The sequence below is a fragment of the Candidatus Endolissoclinum faulkneri L2 genome (assembly GCF_000319385.1).
In the GTDB taxonomy this organism is placed as follows: Bacteria; Pseudomonadota; Alphaproteobacteria; order Thalassobaculales; family Thalassobaculaceae; genus Thalassobaculum; species Thalassobaculum faulkneri.
On the sequence record NC_019566.1, the window covers coordinates 186,488 to 208,518 of the forward strand.

12 protein-coding genes are annotated in these 22,031 nt (G+C 31.1%); 3 read left to right on the forward strand and 9 right to left on the reverse strand.

The window, feature by feature from the left end:
• Nucleotides 1–1,907: 1,907 nt before the first annotated feature.
• Both lgt and A1OE_RS00560 read left to right on the forward strand, forming a co-directional pair.
• Nucleotides 1,908–2,708, forward strand: coding sequence for a prolipoprotein diacylglyceryl transferase (gene lgt / locus A1OE_RS00555; protein ID WP_044283177.1), 801 nt, complete (start codon nucleotides 1,908–1,910; stop codon nucleotides 2,706–2,708).
• Between the two features lie 2 nt (nucleotides 2,709–2,710).
• A complete protein-coding gene (locus tag A1OE_RS00560) occupies nucleotides 2,711–3,790 on the forward strand; it encodes a class I SAM-dependent methyltransferase (RefSeq protein ID WP_052312381.1) in 1,080 nt (359 codons plus the stop codon).
• A 1,443-nt stretch (nucleotides 3,791–5,233) separates the two neighbouring features.
• On the opposite strand, the gene A1OE_RS00565 is transcribed toward A1OE_RS00560, so the two are convergent.
• Nucleotides 5,234–5,746 carry a hypothetical protein gene (locus A1OE_RS00565; RefSeq protein WP_015087898.1) on the reverse strand — a complete coding sequence of 171 codons (513 nt, stop codon included), beginning with the start codon at nucleotides 5,744–5,746 and terminating at the stop codon, nucleotides 5,234–5,236.
• 871 nt (nucleotides 5,747–6,617) lie between these two features.
• Entirely contained in the window at nucleotides 6,618–9,485 is a 2,868-nt protein-coding gene (gene uvrA / locus A1OE_RS00570) for an excinuclease ABC subunit UvrA (protein ID WP_015087899.1), read from the reverse strand.
• Between the two features lie 1,153 nt (nucleotides 9,486–10,638).
• Between uvrA and ssb the strand changes: the two genes are divergently transcribed.
• The gene (gene ssb / locus A1OE_RS00575) at nucleotides 10,639–11,127 is read left to right on the forward strand and encodes a single-stranded DNA-binding protein (protein WP_015087900.1); all 489 of its coding nucleotides are present in this window, start codon (nucleotides 10,639–10,641) and stop codon (nucleotides 11,125–11,127) included.
• Between the two features lie 927 nt (nucleotides 11,128–12,054).
• Here ssb and A1OE_RS00580 read toward each other — a convergent pair.
• The 7 genes from A1OE_RS00580 to A1OE_RS00610 form a co-directional block, all read right to left on the reverse strand.
• Nucleotides 12,055–13,401 carry an ABC transporter ATP-binding protein gene (locus tag A1OE_RS00580; protein ID WP_015087901.1) on the reverse strand — a complete coding sequence of 449 codons (1,347 nt, stop codon included), beginning with the start codon at nucleotides 13,399–13,401 and terminating at the stop codon, nucleotides 12,055–12,057.
• Nucleotides 13,391–14,251 (reverse strand): ABC transporter permease, encoded by an 861-nt coding sequence (locus A1OE_RS00585; protein WP_015087902.1) that lies wholly within the window; start codon nucleotides 14,249–14,251, stop codon nucleotides 13,391–13,393. Before A1OE_RS00585 ends, A1OE_RS00580 begins: the two co-directional genes overlap by 11 nt.
• A 2,225-nt stretch (nucleotides 14,252–16,476) precedes the next feature.
• Nucleotides 16,477–17,418, reverse strand: a complete 942-nt coding sequence (locus A1OE_RS00590; protein WP_015087905.1) for an electron transfer flavoprotein subunit alpha/FixB family protein — start codon at nucleotides 17,416–17,418, stop codon at nucleotides 16,477–16,479.
• A 3-nt stretch (nucleotides 17,419–17,421) separates the two neighbouring features.
• Complete coding sequence (locus A1OE_RS00595; RefSeq protein WP_015087906.1) at nucleotides 17,422–18,171, reverse strand: electron transfer flavoprotein subunit beta/FixA family protein; 750 nt, start codon at nucleotides 18,169–18,171, stop codon at nucleotides 17,422–17,424.
• Between the two features lie 105 nt (nucleotides 18,172–18,276).
• Nucleotides 18,277–18,852 carry a cob(I)yrinic acid a,c-diamide adenosyltransferase gene (locus A1OE_RS00600; protein ID WP_015087907.1) on the reverse strand — a complete coding sequence of 192 codons (576 nt, stop codon included), beginning with the start codon at nucleotides 18,850–18,852 and terminating at the stop codon, nucleotides 18,277–18,279.
• Between the two features lie 1,667 nt (nucleotides 18,853–20,519).
• On the reverse strand, nucleotides 20,520–20,915 hold the full coding sequence (gene rplQ / locus A1OE_RS00605) for a 50S ribosomal protein L17 (RefSeq protein WP_044283179.1): 396 nt from the start codon (nucleotides 20,913–20,915) through the stop codon (nucleotides 20,520–20,522).
• A gap of 50 nt (nucleotides 20,916–20,965) precedes the next feature.
• The gene (locus tag A1OE_RS00610; RefSeq protein WP_015087911.1) at nucleotides 20,966–21,982 is read right to left on the reverse strand and encodes a DNA-directed RNA polymerase subunit alpha; all 1,017 of its coding nucleotides are present in this window, start codon (nucleotides 21,980–21,982) and stop codon (nucleotides 20,966–20,968) included.
• Nucleotides 21,983–22,031 lie beyond the last annotated feature (49 nt).

The following is a 22,031-nucleotide window of genomic DNA, read 5'->3' on the forward strand; positions in this document are numbered from 1 at the left end:
ATAGAACAACTGTTATTAGTAAATATAGATTAGATGTAGCAAAATTAGTAGATGCAAAAAATTCTTCTTTTGTTTATTATCTTCAAAAATTATTAAATATCTAGTAATTATGACATTGAAAGGAATTTCGTTTAACAGAAAGAGTAAATTTTACTACATTAAAACATTTTTAAAATACATTAAGCAAATGGTATTATTTACTAATAAAATTATTTTTTAAGAAACGATAACTATAATATTTATAATTATTAGCCAAAAATACTCTCTGTCTACAGACAGGGCTAGATAAATTCTCTTACTATGTAAATATTCTTAGTTTAACAAAAAACTTATTTTGACTCATAAAATATAAAACTTTAATAATCATTATTGTTTTTTTTGGAAAACGTTCGCAGCTTAATTGCCTATAAGGCAGTTAGGCTGTTTTAATTCTCAATGTATAAAATGCAATAATTTTTTTTAAATGTTAGATCATTGGTGATGATTTAATTAGTGGAAAGTAAAAAGATTTTACGCAGCAATATAGTGTAATTAATTTTCTAAAGGTATTCAGCACAATGAATACATGTAAATAAAATTCATTTATTCTTGTCAAAATATAAGATTAATGTAATGACTACACATTGACTCAATGTAGGAAAAATAATAAATTTAACTTGTAACGACTTTTAATTAATTTTTTTTTAAAATGGATATACTATTATAACCATTACAAGTAATGGTTATTGCTTCTTAATAAAAATACTTATCATGCACTACAACATTTTCTTATTTCCTATATCGAATGAGTTTTTAACCCGTTAGTTTTATTTAAAACGTACATTAAGGTCAAGTATTAGATAATTACACAAATAATACTAGCTGACTATATATTTGACTAATAGTCTCAGTGATTATTTGCCGTTAGAAAAGCTTTAATCTACTAGGTTAAATATATTATTAAGAAATTATTTGCTTCTGTAGTCTATTATAGTATGTGGTTCATACCAGAAAGAATTTTGAATAATATTCATTTATGCTGTTAATGCTTGAAGCTATGATAACGATGTTGTGTTCATGTCTTTTTTAATGTTTATTATACTATGCGATAATCTTATGACTAAAGAATATTTTAACATAATTTTTATTACATGTAGGAAGATATTTTACTATAGATAAATTTGTTGTTTTTTTAATTAAAAATTTCTATGAAAAAAATAAACTTAACTATTATGATTTTTTGCAGTAAAAATTCTATTAAGTTATTTGGATAATTTACATTTGTTTAGATTTTAGTATTAATTAAGTAATTGTAACTTTGTAACTAAAGTGTGAGGTAAACTTAGCAAGTTGCAATATATACTCACTTATTACACTATAGTGAATATATATTGCAAAAGTAAATTTAACTTTTAATAAATGTTCATATTATTTTTAGCTAATAGCTATAATTTTTTACTTACAGCTATTTCATATGGATGAATTTATCATAGGTCTTTTTCTAAAGAATGTGAGTTAGTCTAATTAATCTCAATTAATTATAATAATCAGTTAACATACTTAATTACATTAAAAACAATTTTAAGTTTAATAAAATTACTTGCTAATTTATAGCATTGCTTGTATTCAGTTAGTTTATTATGATAATAGGTATTATTTAGTTTTCTATTGTTATCAGTATATAAAACTTATATAATATATTGATTATTGCATATATTACTTTCATTATGATGAAAGATACTTGTTGTTTATGAAGCGATTTATCCATACACTTTTAAAGTGATAAAGAAAATATACGATCTAATTAGTTATTTACTTAAGAAAATATATCGCATAAAAATTAAATTAGAAAAGATTATTTGTATTATCTGTAATCTAAGCAATGCTTCCACTTATGGAGAAGTAAGACTGATTAGAAGAAGAATTATATGTTTTTTCTAGTATTGGAATTTCCAATGATTGATCCTATAGCAATTGCTATGGGGCCATTATCCATACGCTGGTATGCACTTGCATATATCGCTGGAATAATTGTAGGTTGGAAATATGTCATCTATCTGAGCAAGAGTTATCCTATTTTATTTGACCATAAGCTGTTTGATAGCCTTCTACTCTATGTTACTTGTGGCATTATTTTAGGTGGTAGGATTGGCTATGTTTTATTTTATAATTTAAATTATTACTTCTCTAACCCAGAAGAGATGTTTATGGTTTGGCGAGGAGGTATGTCTTTTCATGGTGGTTTCCTTGGTGTTGTCGTAGCTATTGCACTTTTTGCGCGCAAGGCCAACCTTTCTATTTTTATTATTGGTGATTTAGTAGCTTCTGCTGCGCCAATTGGTTTATTCTTTGGTCGCATTGCTAACTTCATAAATGGAGAGTTATTTGGTCGAGCAGCGCCTGATTTGCCGTGGGCAATTATTTTTCCTAACGGCGGCGAGATTCCACGACATCCTTCTCAAATATACGAAGCCCTCTTGGAGGGGATAGTGCTGTTTATTTTCATTCGACGAGTGAGCATTAAAACACAAAGGCCTGGAATAGCCGTGACTTCTTTTGTTATTGGTTACGGCATTGTTCGTACTATTTGTGAATTTTTTCGGGCACCAGATGCGCAGATTGGCTTTGTTATATCGCATCTATCTATGGGACAAATTCTTAGCTTGCCGATGATATTAATTGGAGGTATTATCATGTTTTTGCTTTCACGTAAGGATCCTTTGCACTAGAAGTGACTATACTTGATTATATGAGACAAAGAGTGGAGGCTGATGGGCCAATCGCTTTGTCTGAGGTTATGAAAGATACTTTAACCCATCCGTGTTTTGGCTATTACGCAACACGTAATCCATTTGGTTCCTTAGGTGATTTTGTCACTGCGCCAGAAATTAGCCAAATATTTGGTGAATTAATAGGTCTTTGGGCTGCAGTAATTTGGCAGCAAATTGGATCACCTAGAAAGGTTAATTTTATTGAGCTTGGACCTGGTAGTGGCATCATGATGGCTGATGCACTACGAGCTAGTCAGTTGGTACCAGACTTTCATGTTGCTTTAGATTTACACCTAGTTGAGAATAGTTTAGCTTTGCGTAAGATTCAAAAGAATTTATTAGCTAGATATGCTCCTACGTGGCATAATGATGTCTACGGTTTACCTTGTGGACCATCTATCATCATCGCGAATGAGTTTTTTGATACTATGCCTATCACTCAGCTTGTACGTAGTAGATTAGGATGGCACGAGAGACGCTTATCCTTTGATCAACAAACTAATATGCCTACTTGGACCATAATGCCAGAAATTAGCCACTTGGCTAATTTGCTCCATCCAAAAGTATTGAATTCTGCACAGCCAGAGGATATAGCTGAGGTATCATCTGTTTCTTTATCACTAGCAGATGCTTTAGCTAGACGCTTGGTAAGCGAAGGTGGGGTAGCTTTAGTCATTGACTACGGTTACTGCAATAGTGCAGTAGGCGATACATTACAAGCGATTAAAGAGCATAAATTTGTTGATATATTAAAAAATTTAGGCGAATCAGACCTAACGGCACATGTTGATTTTGCTGCTTTGTCTGCTGTAGTCAATAGGGCAGGGGCGATTGTTTATGGCCCACTAACGCAAGGTAATTTTTTGTTATCTCTAGGAATTATTCAACGAACTTATAATTTAATGAAAGAATCTAATCATAAGCAAGCTCGTAACATTGAGGCCGCAATGGTTCGTTTGATTCATTCTAACGAAATGGGTAGCCTTTTTAAAGTCGTGGCATGGGCAGGACAGAAGATTAATTTGCTGCCTGGATTATGAATGTATCTTTTTTAATCAAAAAAACATTATCTAACAGTAAAAATCAATTATATTTATATATTAATAGATTAGATAAAAACTTCGCGTAATTTTTATCTTAATCAAATCCATGATACTTAATAGGTTTACTTGAATGAATTATAAAATCATAGTAAAATTAAATAATTTTCGATTGTAAGAATTACATTTAAAGTAGAGTTTAACTTCTTAAAATAAGTTTAGATATTTTTTAAGGTATTTTACAATAAAAAAAATTAGAAATACTTTTTTGTAATAAAAAGCGTTTAATTAATTTTTATTTGATGATTGTGTGTATATTTGATCGTTTTGTTTTTCGTTAACGTATGCAATAAAATTGCTAGATGATTATCTCATATTTTTTTTGCATAATCTTACTTAATTAATTTTTAAGTTTTTTTTCATTCCATGCGCAGCCTATTTGGTAACATATAGGTGTTGATTAAAAATTAGAAAAGCGGTTTCTTAATTGCCACATTATTTAGATCGTCATTACGGTACAATATAATATGTTATAAATGATGCAGATATAAATCCTTGCAGTTTATTAGCTGCCATATAAAACACGCGTACTAATTGTTAGTCTGATTTAATAAATAATTAAAGATATAGTGGTTTGTGAAATTTTATTTTACCAATACAACCCTCCTTAATTAGATATAAAATTTTTGACTAAAAAGTTTTATATCGCTGATTTTAGGATAATAAATTATTTAAGTGATGCATTACCAAATCATCGCTTATTGGGTTTTTAGCAAAAAATCAAAAATATTTAAAATAAAAAATAATTTAAAACTTTTATGTAAAGCAAGATAATAATTTCTAAGATAATTAATAAAAGTTAAATTAAACAATTTTTATTAATCACAAAGGTAAAATAATTTCGATGACAATATATCATTTTATGATTAAACCGATATTGTTAGTAAGTATCTTATTTTATAATATATAATAGGAGTATATAATCCATGATTATATACATTTACTGTATTTATGCTATTTGAAATGCGGTCACAATAAATTTACCTATTGATTATATCTAATTCATTATACATCTTCAAAAAAAAAGATTCCTTATTGGTGCGATTGTCGTTAACTCTTAATATGCATGCATGGCCGTAAAATCATAAAATATACTTTTCTTTGTTTTATCTAAATCTGCATGACAATTTATGTAAAATTAAACAAGATGCTTTTAAATTATACAATCTTTTTTATTATTTAAATTTTATTTAAATAATAATTGATATTAATCTAATATTAGCAACTATAAATAATGTTAAAAATTAGATTAGATAGAAGGGTGGTATAGCTAGTTATATTTTTACTTTAGCTTATAAAAATAATGATCGCATTATAAGTAATACTTACTTATAATGAAAGTAATTCATAGTATTCTATGATGCCATTAAATATCAAAAGTGATTATTTTGAATTATCTTTGATATCTTGCGTTATTTTTATTAAGCCAATAGCTTTTAGATTAGCGATGGTGGTTTTTGATAAGCAAATATTATTGCGAGATGCAACTAAGTTACAATAACTTACAAGAATATTAAAGTCATTTATAGAATTGTCTAAATATAACTCTTTACCATTGCCAGCTAGTTTTAGTTCCAGTGAGCCGCATTCTTTATTATGTCTGGTAGAAAAATAGCGTAATTTCATGGTATCAAGCTTGTCCCAAGGAATCTCTATATCCATATGACCAGTGCTTCGGATTACTTTGTCTTCTATTTCGATAATTTGGTAGGCGCGTAACCAAGTACGGATTAAGTAAATTCCAAACAATATTGCTAAGCTACCGAATATGACATCAACAATAGTTGCAAGTGGTATCATCAGTAATGGTAAACCAGTGATGATAAAACCGCTAATTCCTCGGAGCATATCCCAGAAAATCGCGTTGCTATTATAGTGGTGCTTAGTTATGAGCAAATTACTTTCCCAATGAATAGGTTTATGCGTTACTTACAATATCTTCTTATTCTGAAGACGCGATAATCATAAATAAGTAAATAATAATATATCAATTACTTATTAGGATTGATAATTAATTAAGTACTTTCTTATCTTACACTAAGAAGAGAACGCTATCATATATAATTCTCTAAGAAGAACTAGCTGAGTAAGCTAACTTAAAATATGTCTGCTTCGTGAACTGTTGCTTTTATCAGCATATTCTCAGATATATCATTAATCTTTAAGATTAAAAGTAATTTTATTATTAGGATCATTTTCTATCATGGAGATATGATAACGTTTTATTTTTAATTTGCATAATTGTGTTCCCTAGCATTAGATATATTTAAGATTAAATATATACGTTTTTATTAGATATAACTAGAAATTATTTTTCTAATCACAATCGATAGGGATAAAGTATATATTTCTGCATATTTCTTTAATTTTTAAAAGGAATTTAGTAATATTATAATTATTTCTTTTGACAGGTAAATTTCTTATTATAAAAAGAGGCTAAAGGTAGTGATTGCTTTTATAAATAGCAAGAAATAGATTATAAGAATTTTTAAAGTTCTTACTATAGATATTTTACTCTCGTTACTAAAATTTATTAAAATTTAGATGTTTTATTATTTAGCTTTTGATAATTAATCTCGCGTAATTTTTATATGATTTTCATGCAAAATTTGATTATTATAATTTTACTCTACAGGAATTGTATTAAATCAACCAGTAAAATCCTTACGGAAGATTATCTAATTTAATTAACTTGAATAATTCACTCTAACTATTTGTTTATTGTGGTTAATTATTTAAAATTTCTATCGGGAGGCTTTTCCTAAATTCATGGCAGGTAATCTTTTAAATAGTAGCTAGTATGGCTATTTTTTGCATTTACTATTTCTTCCGGAGTCCCTTGTGCAACGATTTCACCACCAGCTTCACCGCCTTCTGGCCCAAGATCGATTACGTAATCTGCAGTCTTAATAATTTCTAAGTTATGTTCAATAACGATAACAGTGTTGCCTTTATTAACTAGAGATTGGAGTACTTCTAATAGTTTACGTATGTCTTCAAAATGTAGACCGGTTGTTGGTTCATCCATAATATAGACAGTTTTCCCGCTTGCTCGACGCGATAATTCTTTAGCTAGCTTTATTCTTTGTGCTTCACCACCAGATAGAGTATTGGTTTGTTGGCCGATTTTAATATAGCCAAGACCAACCTGCCTTAAAGCTTCTAGTTTGTTACGGATTAAAGGAACAGCCTTAAAAAAGATGGCTAATTCTTCCACTGTCATATCAAGAACGTCAGATATAGACTGATTGCGAAATTTAATTTCTAGTACTTCTCGATTATAGCGTTTACCTTTACAAATATCGCAAACTACCTCCACTGGAGGTAAAAAATGCATATCTACCTTGATTAGGCCATCTCCGGCGCAGGCCTCGCAGCGTCCACCCCTCAAGTTGAAGGAGAATCGATCGGAAGTATATCCTCTAGCCTGTGCTTCGGGTAGGCTAGAGAACCAATCTCGGATTGGCGCAAATACACCGGAATAGGTAGCCGGATTTGAGCGTGGGTTACTACTTATTGGTAACTGATTGACATCTATTACTTTGTCGATATTCTCTATTCCTTTTAATTGTTTGAAAGGAGCAGCACGTTCGCAATTATTATGCAATCGTGAGGCAAGCGCTTTCCATAGAGTATCGATTATCAAAGTAGATTTGCCACTACCGGATACACCAGAAATGCAAGTGAACGTACTTAGCGGAATAGTTATATTTATATTTTTAAGATTGTTGCCATTAGCACCAATTAAAGTTATTTGCTTGTCATTCTTTACTTTACGCCGTGTAGCTGGAATTTTAATTTGCTTAGCGCCGGTAAGATATTGGCCTGTTATGCTAGATGAATTAGCCATTATCTCTCTTGGTGTGCCAGAGGAAATTACAGTGCCACCGTTTATCCCTGCGCCTGGTCCCATATCTACTACGTAGTCAGCTTTTCTAATTGCGTCTTCGTCATGCTCAACAACAATTACTGTGTTGCCAACATCACGTAAATACTGAATAGTGGCGAAAAGACGATCATTATCACGTTGATGCAGGCCAACTGATGGTTCGTCCATTACGTACAGGACTCCTGTTAAACTGGTGCCAATTTGTGATGCTAGGCGAATACGCTGTTGTTCGCCTGCTGATAATGTGCTAGACGAGCGCGATAAGGTAAGATAACTAAGTCCGATATTTTTTAGAAGGCTAAGTCGGTCTTGAATTGCTTCTAGGATTCTATCGGTAATTTTTTTTTGTTTATTCGTGATATTATTTGATAGATCTGCAATCCAGTCTATTGCTTTATCTATGGAAAAATTAGTTACATCATTAATGTTTAGTTTATTAATTTTAACTGCTAAGGCTGCCGGCCTTAAACGTCGACCCTGACAATCTTCACAAGGAGAAAAAGATCGAAATCTACTAAGATCTTGACGCATTAAGTAGCTTTTGGTTTCCTTCCATTGCTGCTCCATGTGCGGAATTATACCATCGAATAGCTTTTTTGGCTTATCACTGTGTGAGGAATCGCTTGAATATACGGTAGTTGAAGTATTATTAACGCCAAACAAAATATTATTGCGGATTGCTTCTGGTAGTTTTTCAAATGGAAGATCTTGGAAATTTTTAAAATTTTTTAATAAGCTATTGAGCAATAAAGCGTAGTATTTTTTAGATTTTTTTGCTAAAGGGGCGATTGCACCGTTTTTTAAGCTTAATTTTGAATTAGGCACTATAAGTTGTTCATCGAAATATGTATAATTCCCAAGTCCTTTACATGCTGGACATGAACCAAAAGGATTATTGAAGGAAAATAGTCGTGGTTCAATCTCTTGCACAGTAAAACCACTGACTGGGCAAGCACATTTGGTCGAAAAAGTATGGTAACGCTGCCCGCTATTCGCATCATCTATAAAAATAGATCCGCAGGACAATTCTAATGCAGTTTCTACTGAATCAGTTAATCTGCTCTTGATCCCATCGCGCACAACAATTCGATCAACTAATACTTCAATATCACATTGACATTTTTTATCGAAATTTGGCAGATCTTTGGTTTCATATAGATGCCCATCGATGAGCACACGCGGAAAGCCACGTTTACGTATTTCTATTAATCTATTAAGACAATTGTCTTTTGGCTTATTTGCGATTGGTGCAAGAAGGTATATACGAGTTCCATTACTAATGGAACAGATTTGATCAACTATTTGACTTACTGTTTGAGCCTGAATAGGTAGCCCAGTAGTGGGTGAGTAAGGAATTCCGAGGTGTGCAAATAGTAAACGCAGATAATCATAAATTTCGGTCACTGTGCCTACTGTCGAACGCGGGTTGTTTGATGTTATCTTTTGTTTAATAGATATTGCTGGTGATAGGCCATCCACTAAGTCTACATCTGGTTTTTTCATCAATTCTAGAAATTGGCGTGCATAAGCAGATAAACTTTCTACATAGCGACGTTGCCCCTCTGCGTATATCGTGTTAAAGGCTAGTGATGATTTACCAGAGCCACTAATGCCTGTTATTACGATAAGACTATTACGTGGCAGATCAACATCTAGGTTACTTAAGTTGTTTTCACGCGCTCCGCGGACGCGAATAACCCGCGACTTTGCTGTAGCATTATAGTTAAAATACGGTTTAATAGCCATTTTTTTTATTAAGAGCTGATATATATCATATATATTGTTGCGGTAGAATCAGCTTTATTCATATCGCCAAACATTTATACTATTTTATTTATCGCGGAATAGACTGCTTTATATACAGCAATCGATAATCAAAGCAAAAGCAAGTGATGAAACATACGGTAGCATTACTACTAATTTTTTAAGCTAAGGTCATGAATTCGCGAGGAATAATTTTATTTCAAAAGCCGATTATTTTTTTTCTGACTAACAGATTAACTTAACTTTAATACTCAGGCCAATTATTGACTTTATTAATAATATAACTTAGTTTGCTAACTTTATGTTTAAATTAGTTGTTTAATTAATCACCTAATCATATTATCATGTTCATACTCTGATTATAAATTTTACTTATTATTAAGTCAAAATTAAAATAATTTAATCCCTGTTAATCCTTTTAATTTAATAAAAGTGAATAGGTATTTTACGGATTAAGTTACAGTAGATAATAGGTAATGTTTAAATTATCGTTTCTATCTTACCTGAAGATTACTATCGCTGACATACTTGTTTGAGAGAGAGGAAGGTATAAAATATTTTTTATAGTCAATTCTGTTTTCCATTTTATTATTGTTAATGCTAATGAAAATTAAATTAGATTTGCGTTAATGATCGTTGCGTAAGAAATAATTAAGCTAAATAAAAATCAAATATAGCTTATTTATTGCTGGGCAAAACCATATCGATGCAATTTCATTTGTAAGAAATTACTAATCAATTATATTCAAGATATATAATATAAAAATCAATTAAATTTTGATTTACTTAAAAAGTATCAGAATAGCTAAAATTATATAACTAAACTTATTAAGTTTTTTGTCATTGTAGTTTTTCAATAATTAAGTAATATTATTTTTAATGGATTGTTATTAAGAGCATAATAAAAGTGTTAAAAAGTAATTGCCTAACACTAGAATATTTAATTATACTACACTCATATTTATCAATTGATTGACTGTACTATAAATCATATGACGAATGTATTTAACTAATAAAGTGGAGTAGCGATTTTTTGGCAAGCTTTTGCATTTTACTTTTCATAGCAATAGTGTCAGATATCCTATAATACTTATTTAGTTCTAAACGTAAGCCTAAATAAAGAAAGCTAGAGGTAATGGCGGGTAGTATTAACAAAGCAATTTTAATTGGTAATCTTGGTCGTGATCCGGAAGTAAGATTTACTCAGGATGGAATAAAAATCGTTAATCTTGCTATCGCTACGTCTGATCGATGGCGTGATAAAAACTCAGGTGATCAACGGGAGCGTACTGAGTGGCATCGTGTTGTTATATTTAACGAAAATCTTGCACGACTTGCTGAGCAGTATTTGCGTAAAGGCAGTTTGGTTTATATCGAAGGCCAACTACAAACTAGAAAATGGTCCGATCAGAACGGGCATGAGCGCTATTCTACCGATATAGTATTGCAACGTTATCGTGGTCAGTTAGCTATGCTAGGTAATGGTAATCGTCGTGATTATGGTACTATAGAAAACAACATTGACGGAAGATTATCTACTGGATATGGTAGTGATTCATTTGATCTTAGCAATGAATCACATGTAGGTGGAATAAGCGAGTTGGAAGATGAAATCCCATTTTAAGTAAATCTATCCATGAAATAACATATAGTTTACTATAGTGTGTTAATGAGAGTAAGTATTTACGCTGTTGATTAAAATATCAACTCATAAATAATGAATAGTATTGTAATGATTTTTGTATTATTAGATTAATTTATTTTTGAATAATACTATTAGCTATTACACATAGTGATCATGGATTACAGACTTGATTGATTTTTTGGCTTAAGCAAAAAAAATATTGGTTAATATTAAACCAGATGTTTTGTTCTGTGTTTAGTAAGTAATATTAGCTGTTTTTTATAAATTTTTATTTAATGTGATAATGAAAAAAATTTATCAATCATTGATTATTATCTGTTTAAAGCTATCTTCAATTTTTTATTATAGTATGTTTTTTACTCTCTCGTTCTTTCATTACAGCAGATAGATTCTGACATGTTTTGTCAAAGTGTAATCACCAACTTTTTCGATTAATAGTAGCATATTTTTTTTAAAAGCCTCCTTTATTATGACTTATACTACCTTAATGCCTTTTTTAAATTTTTAGACAAAAAAGTACTACACCAAAACATAATTTAACAGATTAAAAATGAATATAAAAACTTTTGATCTGTTTGATTAATATAAAATCAAAATACAATAAGTAATAATTTTGATATCTAGGCTTTCTTATTAAGACTACTTTCTAAATGGACAATTACAATAAATCTTACAACACAATATAAATATTAAATTTTAGTTGTAAGTGCTATTCTGTATAATACACTTTCGTTATGAATAAAAATATATTTTGTTTATGTGCCTAATTTTTTTTCTTATATAGCTCATTAGTTTTCCTATTCAACTAAGCGGCAAGATGCCTAAACAAAGCATTTGATAATATTACCTTTCTCTATGTAACTTTTACGTTTACTCAATAATTTTTTGCAGTTTAAAAGAACAAATCTATGTTTTAGCTAAAGCATAATAAGATGGTTTGATATTTAGGTCAACAATGCCTGAAATGCTATCATCGTGGTTTGGTAAAACTTGAAACATCATCGCATCTAGTATACGATGAATAGGTTTGCGAACACCATTTACCAATCCACTTACACCTGTATTAGCAAAATATACACCTGGCATTAGTCTACAAGTAAAGTTAAATAAAACTGATATACGGTCTCCCATATTAAAATTTGGTAGCTTATCGTTTAAGCGATTTGTAGCACGACCGCCAATTTCAAAACCAGATTTTGTCTTAAAAAGAGTAGCAAATCTAACCTTTTGACAAGCAACTTGGAAAGTAACTTCGTAGCGCAAGATATATGATTTGCCATGGATTAGCAAATTAACTTGGCAGCCATTGTTTGTTTCAATCCGTGGATTAGAAATTGTTGCAGAACTACCGCCATACTCTACTCGACTTTCTGTAATAAACGTGCAATCTAACGCAGGCTGCAAGTATTGCGTATTTTGTGATTTATTCTTGTCAATACTTAAAATCTCGGCACGAATATGTTCACGATCAATAATCGTAGCTTGAGTTAAGCGATAATAGTTAGAAGCGATATCTTTAGGTTTGCCGTCAAGCAATATTTCACCACGATCCATCAATACAGCTCTGTCGCAAAGCTGAGTGATCATATCAATAGCATGACTAACAAAAAGAATAGTAACTCCAGCATCACGCATTTCTTCAATTCGAGAAATACATTTGCGCTGAAATCCATTGTCACCTACTGCTAATGCCTCGTCTATAATTAAAATATCTGGATCAACGCTAAGTGCTATAGAGAAGGCTAGGCGAACATACATTCCACTAGAATAAGTGTTTACGGCTTGATCGATAAAATTGTGTAGGCCAGAAAAGTCCAATATATGGTCTAAACGGTCATTAATTTCTTGTTCGGTTAATCCGAGTATTGCTGCGTTTAGGTAGACATTTTCTCTTCCAGTGAACTCTGGATTGAATCCAGCACCTAGTTCTAAAAGTGCAGCTGAGCGGCCATTTACTTTTACGTATCCATTATTAGGCTGCAGCAGACCCGCAATAATTTGCAACAAAGTAGATTTACCAGAGCCGTTAGAGCCAACAATACCTACGGTTTCACAACGGTTTATGGTTAGAGATACGTGATTTAGCGCTATAAAGATGTCACAATAAGGCTTTTTTCTAATCGAAAACATCTGAAGTAGTCTATCTACTGGACGTTTGAAGATCGAGAAAGACTTTGATATATTATTGATGATAATAGCTGGTTGGTCGTCATTTTGTTTGAAGATCGCGGATGTATATGCATTAGATGACATCCGCAAATCCTTTTTTTGTACGTGTAAACCAAAATGCACTAAACCATAAGAACATTACAGCAAAACCAGTATAGATTGCCAGATACTTTAAGTTAGGAATTACTCCCCAAAGTGCTAGATTACGCGTTGCATGAACGGGTATTGAGAGTGGATTAAGTAATATTAGTGTTTTTAAAAAATCTGGCATGTTATGCGTAGGAAAGAGTATTGTACTACCAAATAGAAGTAATGTAGAAAATAAGCCTATTAGATGAACGATATCCCTCAAGAATACACCAAGTGACGATAATATCCAAGAAATGCCCACGACCACAGCAAAAAATGGAATCCAAGCTAGCGGTACTAACATAATGGTTGGCTGTACAGTTCCGTTGAATAAGAAAATAGCTCCTACTAGGATGATGTAATTTAGGCTGAGGGGAACCATGGCTGAGCCTATAGCCACTAGTGATAATATCTCTAACGGGAATACTACTTTCTTGACGAAATTGACATTTTCTAGCACTAGCACGGGGGATCGGTTTAACACTTCTGTAAGAAATAAATGCAACATTATTCCGGAAAAAAGAATTATACCGTAAGGGTATTCAATATTGGGTACTGGTGAGGCAAAGCGAACTCTTAATATATTGCTAAATACATAAGAATAGACAACAAAAGTCAGCATTGGTGTTAGTAAAGCCCAAAGTATACCCAAATAAGATTTGCGGTAGCGCGATAAAATATCTCGTCGTATGAGTTGACAAAGAATCAGTCGATGAGTAACTAGCAACTGACAAATATCAACCGGCGTAGTGAGAAATCTAGGTGTAGACTTTATTAGTTTATGGCTTGTATAGTCAAGTTTCACGAACTTTTACCCAATCTTTTATCAAAAAAAAGCAATCATATCAATAAGCTTTATTATCATAACAGTTTAATTTCAGCTAGGAAATTAATTTAGTTTTACATGAAATTGTTAAGGTTTACAGAAAAATATATTGAATTAAAAAATTTTTGATAATTTAACATTTTGCAATGATTATACACATGCAAGTTAGTATAAATAATTTAATATAGCAAGTATAGCTAGAAGGTAGTAAATTACTATTTATTATACATAAATATTGCAATGCATGATCTTGTTCATAAGAAGATCTAATTAGTTTAATTATAAAAATAATATTAATTAAAATCGTTAAATTTGAACGAGTGAGTAAACTTTTTAAAAGTTTTATTATACAGTGTTACAAATCAAGTACTGAGAGCAATACATTCAAAAATAGGTTTTATTAATATAGTGGTTAAAATTTAAAAGATAATTTATTAACCGCCTATATAGTGAACAAGTTATGGATCGGTTTAGTATAAAAAAAACCAAGCTATTCCCCAAAGTTTAGCCATAGTCTAAAGATGTGTTTTTAATGGTACAAATAAATGATTTATTTTTAATCTAAAAAATTAATAATGTATGAATATTAAAAAATTTTAAGTAGGATAATCCATTCATAGTACAATAAGGCAAATTAAGCATGTAGTAGTTAGTTTAGTATTTAAAAGATTGACTTTAATGTAATTAGGCTCATGTATTCTCCTAGTATTGAAGATGGTTATTAAATTTATGGGATAAAAATTTCTACTAATACTTTATAAAAATTATCAATATTAACGATAAGTATACTTTCAAATTTAACTTTTGAACATTATCATATCTATGATTCAACATTTTTTTATTAAAACAGTTTTTTTATATAAAGTGATTGGATGCGTTCAAATTATTGAATTTTATTAATATATTGATAACATCAATTTTTTTACAGAAGAAATTTTTTATTAAAAATTGATGTAAATAGTAATTTACCTAAGTTATGATTATTAATATTTATTTTTATAATTTCGATTGTGCAATTTGCATTGCATTTTATTAAGTAATGAAATACAATATCGTATATTAATTTTTTTATAAGATAGTGTAATCTCTTATCTTAATCTAAAAGTTTTAATAAAAATTAAATCCATAGTTATTAATTAAAAAAAATTAAGGATAATTCAGATTATATTATAAAAATTACGCCATGCTTATATTTATTTTATTTGTATGATATATACTAAAAATTATTATCTTAAATAGATCTAAGTGTTATCGTAAGTTAATCTTGTATACCTTGTTTTTATAGAAAAATAAAATATGATGCATTCTATTACAGATAGATAATTTAATGGATTGTATTTTTGGTTTTGTGTAAAATTATCTAGCTTATAAAGAGAATTGTTTTAATTAACTAATTTTACTCTATTAATAATTTTTTTCTTGTCAGAGTTAATGATATAACATATCCTTATTAAATATTACATTTTGTAGTATTAATTAATTTTTGCATTAGTGCTAAATCGAAGAAGTCAAAGTAATGATAAGCGGTTATAGTTTGATTAATTAACAATCAAGGTAAATTTACCTAATTATTGTAAAATATATTGTTTTTAGAGCTCCATACTATTTCATAGAACGAATATATTGAACAATCAAGTTTTGTAATAATAAAATTAATGGTAAATTAGTTAATTTACTGGTTATAGTAAAGTCTTACTTTATGTAAGAAAATGTATTGGTCAAAGCATTTTTAATTAAATGATATTTTTAATCTTGATTTTTTAATAAAAATGATAATTATACCTTATATTTTAAGGCAAAATCTTTTTGATAAAATTTAATAATTTAAAATTACGTTAACTACAATATAGACTAATGATATATAATGAGTTATTTTTTTGCTAGAAATAGGGCGATAATTAATAAACTTAATCCAGATGGATTATGGTATCTAATTTTAGATTTTTCATAAAAGAACATGTGGTTATAATAAATCAATCTTAATTTTGTTACTTGCTTGCGATATTCTTAATGATCGGAAATTTTTTAACAAAAAATGTTTAGCAATTCATGACCGACTAATCATAGCTGACATTAAATAAATTAATTTACTGATCGCATGAAAAAATCAATTGCATTATACCTGCTCTATCATCAATAGAATTGACAATAATCTTGCTTATAGCGCTAATAATGAATTTTAGGTAAAAAATATCTCGCTTCGTTCAGAGATGATCAAGTGATGCTTTGAGCTCTGGTAATATTTTAAAAAGATCCCCCACAAGACAATAATCAGCAACCTTAAAGATTGGAGCATCTTCATCGTTGTTAATTGCCACTATGACCTTGCTATTCATCATACCTGCTAAGTGTTGAATTGCACCAGAAATGCCAACAGCAATGTATAGATCAGGAGCTACTACTTTACCAGTCTGACCAATTTGGTATTCGTTGGGCATGAAACCTGCATCGACAGCAGCACGTGTAGCGCCTACGGCACCACCAAGTTTATCAGCAATTTCTTCTAGCATTTTGAAGTTTGCACTGCTCTGCATTCCTCGACCACCAGAAACAATAACTTTAGCCGATAGTAAGTCAGGACGATTTGGATTTGACTGATGTGTACTAATAAATTTAGATAATCCACTGTCGCCTTCGCCCTTGCTATCTTCTATTTTCGCAGAGCCACCTATATTAGCAATCGGATCGAAATTAGTACTGCGTACGGTAATTACCTTAATCGCATCTAAAGATTTTACTGTAGCTAAAGCGTTACCAGCATAGATGGGGCGTATAAAAGTATTTTCATTTACAACTTCAACTATATCTGAAACTTGAGCGACATCCAGCAGTGCCGCTACGCGTGGCATAATATTCTTGCCCATACTAGTTGCTGTTGCCAGCACGTGAGTATAGCTGTCAGCAGCTATCCTTGCAATTAAGTTTGCCAAGTTTTCAGGCATTACATGAGTATATTCTTCACTATCAACCTTAATAACCTTAGAGACGTAGGGAACTTTCGCCGCCGCTTCTGCAGCTGCTGTACAGCCAGAGCCAGCAATTAGAGCAACCAGATCACCTCCGATTTGTTTTGCGGCAGTAACAGCATGAAGGCTAGCTATGGAAATATTATCGTTTTTATGTTCGAAGAATATAAGTGTGCTCATTGTTCATATAACTCTTGCCTCGCTTTTCAGCTTTGATAGTAGCTCGTATACATTAGCTACTTTAATACCGCCTGCACGTTCTGGGGGGTCTACAACTTTAATGGTTCTTAGGTGTGAAGATAGACTAACACCAAGATCAGAAGCTACCATTTGTGCAATCGTTTTCTTTTTAGCTTTAATTATATTAGGCAAAGAGACAAAGCGTGGCTCGTTTAGACGCAAGTCGGTGGTTATTACAGTCGGAGTCTTAACTTTGATAGTTTCCAAACCACCATCAATTTCACGATTAACAGTTAGCTCGTCATCATTAATCTCTACTCGTGATGCAAAGGTCGCTTGGCTCCAACCTAATAATGCAGAGAGCATCTGACCAGTTTGGTTGCAATCATCATCAATGGCTTGTTTACCAAGAAAACAGATAGTTGAATTTATTTTTTCTACAATACTTTTTAAAATCTTTGCAACAGTTATTGGTTCGATTTCAATATCATTAACTACATGAATGCCGCTATCAGCGCCCATGGCAAGTGCAGTACGGATAGTTTCTTGAGCTTGTATAGGACCTATTGAAACAGCTGTAATTTCGCTCACCTTACCTGCTTCCTTTAGACGTACCGCCTCTTCAACGGCAATTTCGTCAAACGGATTCATTGACATTTTAACATTAGTAAGATCGACACCGCTTTGATCAGCTTTAATACAGATTTTAACGTTATGGTTAACTACTCGTTTAACTGAGACTATTACCTTCATATTTGCCCCTTAGTAAACGTTTTTCCGAAAAAGTTAATATAACATTTTTAACAGATTGAAGGGATATCAACTAACCAATTAAAAATTATTTAGTTCTTTTATTTATTATTGGTTTGCTCCTGGTATCCAGAGAACATCAGATGCTCCTCTGTCGTTAATCCAACGAGCTAATACAAACAGATGATCAGATAGCCTATTTATGTACTTTATAACTTCGCTACTTACTGGTTCAACACTAGCAACTAAACTAATTTCTCGTTCAGCGCGACGTGCGATAGTACGAGCCAGTTGAAGATATGCGGTCGTGATCCTTCCACCTGGAAGGACAAAAGAATTTATCGGCTGCAGATCGTTGCTCATTTTATCAATTTCTGTTTCCAAACGAAGCACCTGATTGGGAGTTATTCGCAACGGCGTGTAATTTAAATTTTTTTGCTCAGGATTAGATAGATCAGCGCCTAAGTCAAATAAATCATTTTGTATACGGGCTAACATATTGTCAACTTGTTCCCCGCCATCTTCTATAGCGTTTAGTCGCGCTATGCCGATTGCTGCATTAGTTTCATCCACAGTTCCGTATGCATTTGGTCTTAGAGCATGCTTAACTACGCGTGTGCCATCTCCTAAGGAGGTTTTTCCTAAATCTCCAGTACGAGTATAGCTATTAGTAAGCTTTACCATTTTTATGCTAAAATATTTCACCTTTCCGAAAATTAATCTTTACTAACTTTATCAACTATTTATGAGACGATAATTACGTTAAATGGAAAAAATAGGCTGTCCGATTAATATAGTAAAATATTGGACATTACTAAATCACTATTCTATGGTAAGGCTAAACAAATCGTAACAATCACCTTGAGAAATACAAAAGTTAAAACATAAATATATACAGTTAATTAACATATCGATAATATCAAATTGACTACTTACTCTTAATCGACAATAGCATTGTCATAAAACAATCAAGACTAGCCTCTCTAAGAGAGGCTCATTTAATAAAATACATAACTAATTTACAGCTAATGTTACAGGTATAATGAACTACCTTATGGTAGTTTGAAAAATACGACTTTATCGAGTAGTATTCATAAAAATCTAAAGATAACTAAATTTATAATTTTTTAAACCTAAAAAGAAGCATAATTATTTCTCTTCTCGAAGAAAACTATCTTGCTAGATAATAGTTATCTATAAGTTAACTGCGAACAATTTATAATCCCCAAGACTATATCATACATTTAGTATAATGTATGCGATTAGTGTGTTATCAAGAACTAACAAAATTATTAGCTACTATATCCTCAGCAGGATCCTTCAAGTTATGATAAAATAGAATAAAAAATCAATTAAAAAAATATCAATACTCTACAATAAAACCTTTGATCATAGTACTACAAATAAAACGCAATTTGCAACGATAATATTTGAGATAATCTAGATTAAAGAAAAATATTTGATAACTGTATAATTTTTATGTTTTATAAAAAAACAATTATCTATTTAGATAAGTAAAGATATTAAAATAGTTTATAATTAACTTAAGATAGGAGTAATTTTTTTAAGCGATCAAATAGTAATGTATACTACTTAACATATAATACATTAAAACAAACAATATTTTATTGTAGGTAAATTAAAAATATAATCTAAGTGATAGATATTTTAAAAATGTATTAAAGCTCAGTCTAATTAAATTACTAGGTAAAGTAAAAATTTCTAATAAATTACATAGCTAGCAGACTAAAGACATGATAACAATAAAAATTAACTAAATTAATAATAATTATTCTCTAATTAATCAATAGATAAGTAAATTTTTATCTTGTACTGTATGTTATTGAAATATACTTTTAGATATAAAAATTTGTATCTCAGGGAAAAATCGCATTTTATTATTGTATCTGTGTTTGATATTTCATTAAAAGGAAATTCAGCGATAAAATGGCTTATAATAGCTAGTGATTTATAAAAAGCGTAATATTACAATAGATTTTACTCTTGATGCTGTATACTTTTGTTAAACAGAGCCACTATATCAAAAAAGCATTCATTAGTTCCATTCTTTGTGAAGAACTATAATTAATTTTAAATATATAGAACATTAATAGAGCAGTTATTTTGATAAAAATCAAATAAATATCAATATTATTCAATATAAAACTATGCGAAATATTAACAAAAAATAACCTTTATAGGTAAATTATGACAATAACATGTTGATAACAATCAATCACACAAATCCTTCCTTATCTAAAAAAATAACGCATCATTTATTAAGATGATTAACCTATATAACAAGCATCTATGAATTTAAGCATAACGTTAACATTTTTATCAAGCGATGTTTATGAACAAGTAATAGATCCATGTCCATGAGCAGCTTCGTCACGATCAACCAACTCTATCACTGCCATCGGAGCAGCATCGCCATGACGAAATCCGGCCTTTAGTATACGTATGTATCCACCATTACGTTTTTTATAACGATTAGCTATACAATCAAATAGCTTGCGAGTCATTGTATCATCCTGTAATCGACTTGTAACGAGTCGACGAGAGTGTAGGTCACTGCGCTTTGCTAAAGTAATCATCTTTTCAACAATTGGGCGTAATTCTTTTGCTTTAGGTAAGGTGGTCACGATTTGCTCATGCTTAATTAATGCTACCGCCATGTTTTTAAACATAGATTTACGATGGGAAGATGTGCGGTTAAGCTTGCGACCATTATTGCTATGACGCATAATAGCAATCTCCTTATGTGTACACATTACGCTCTAAGAACGTAAGACAATTAGAATGGTTCTTCCAATCTCTTAGCCAGCTCATCTATATTTTCTGGAGGCCAAGCAGTAATTTTCATACCAAGTGAAAGACCTAAAGAATTTAGCACTTCCTTAATCTCATTCAGAGACTTACGACCAAAATTTGGAGTACGAAGCAGTTCTGGCTCAGTTGTTTGAACTAATTCACCAATATAAACGATATTATCATTTTTCAAGCAATTTGCCGAACGGACCGAAAGCTCTAATTCTTCTACCTTACGTAGCAGGTTTTTGTTAAATGGTAGATCGTTAGTTTCTTCCGTTTTGCTACGTTGAACTGGCTCTTCAAAGTTTATAAAAAGTTGTAGTTGGTCTTGCAAAATACGAGCAGCATAAGCTATAGAATCATCTGGATTTAACGAACCATCAGTTTCAACTGTAATAGATAGCTTATCGTAGTCTGTTACTTGACCTACTCGAGTATTTTCCACTTTGTAAGCTACTTGACGTACTGGGCTAAAAATAGCATCAATCGGTATTAGACCAATTTGTGTATCTTCCTGACGACTAGCTGAAGCCGGAACATATCCTTTACCATTCGCTACAGTTAATTCCATAGATAAAGAAGCATTACGATCCAAAGTGCAGATTGTATGATCAGGATTCATAATCTCAATATCTGATATTGCATCAATATGACCTGCCTTTACTTCTCCTGGTCCCTTAGCCTTTAGGCGCATTTTTTTTTGGCTTTCTCCATACATGCGGATAGCAACTGCTTTAAGATTTAAAACTATATCAGTTACATCTTCACGAACACCAGGTATACTGGAGAACTCTTGAACTACACCGTCAATTTGAACTGCAGTTATTGCGGCTCCCTGCAAAGATGAAAGAAGCACTCGACGCAAAGCGTTACCAAGCGTTAAACCAAATCCACGCTCCAACGGCTCTGCAACAATAGTTTTTTTGCGTTTAGCATCGTAGCCCGCTTGGAAATCAAGCTTCTTGGGCTTAATTAACGTCAGCCAATTTTTTTGTATCACAACTTAACCTTTAATGTCAGTATATTCACACTGACCAATTAACGTGACA

Excerpts from the sequence above, each read along its gene's own strand:
- lgt (WP_044283177.1), top strand. The coding sequence starts at position 1,908 with ATGTTTTTTCTAGTATTGGAATTTCCAATGATTGATCCTATAGCAATT.
- uvrA (WP_015087899.1), bottom strand. The coding sequence starts at position 9,485 with ATGGCTATTAAACCGTATTTTAACTATAATGCTACAGCAAAGTCGCGG.
- ssb (WP_015087900.1), top strand. The coding sequence starts at position 10,639 with ATGGCGGGTAGTATTAACAAAGCAATTTTAATTGGTAATCTTGGTCGT.
- A1OE_RS00580 (WP_015087901.1), bottom strand. The coding sequence starts at position 13,401 with ATGTCATCTAATGCATATACATCCGCGATCTTCAAACAAAATGACGAC.
- A1OE_RS00590 (WP_015087905.1), bottom strand. The coding sequence starts at position 17,418 with ATGAGCACACTTATATTCTTCGAACATAAAAACGATAATATTTCCATA.
- A1OE_RS00595 (WP_015087906.1), bottom strand. The coding sequence starts at position 18,171 with ATGAAGGTAATAGTCTCAGTTAAACGAGTAGTTAACCATAACGTTAAA.
- A1OE_RS00600 (WP_015087907.1), bottom strand. The coding sequence starts at position 18,852 with ATGGTAAAGCTTACTAATAGCTATACTCGTACTGGAGATTTAGGAAAA.
- rplQ (WP_044283179.1), bottom strand. The coding sequence starts at position 20,915 with ATGCGTCATAGCAATAATGGTCGCAAGCTTAACCGCACATCTTCCCAT.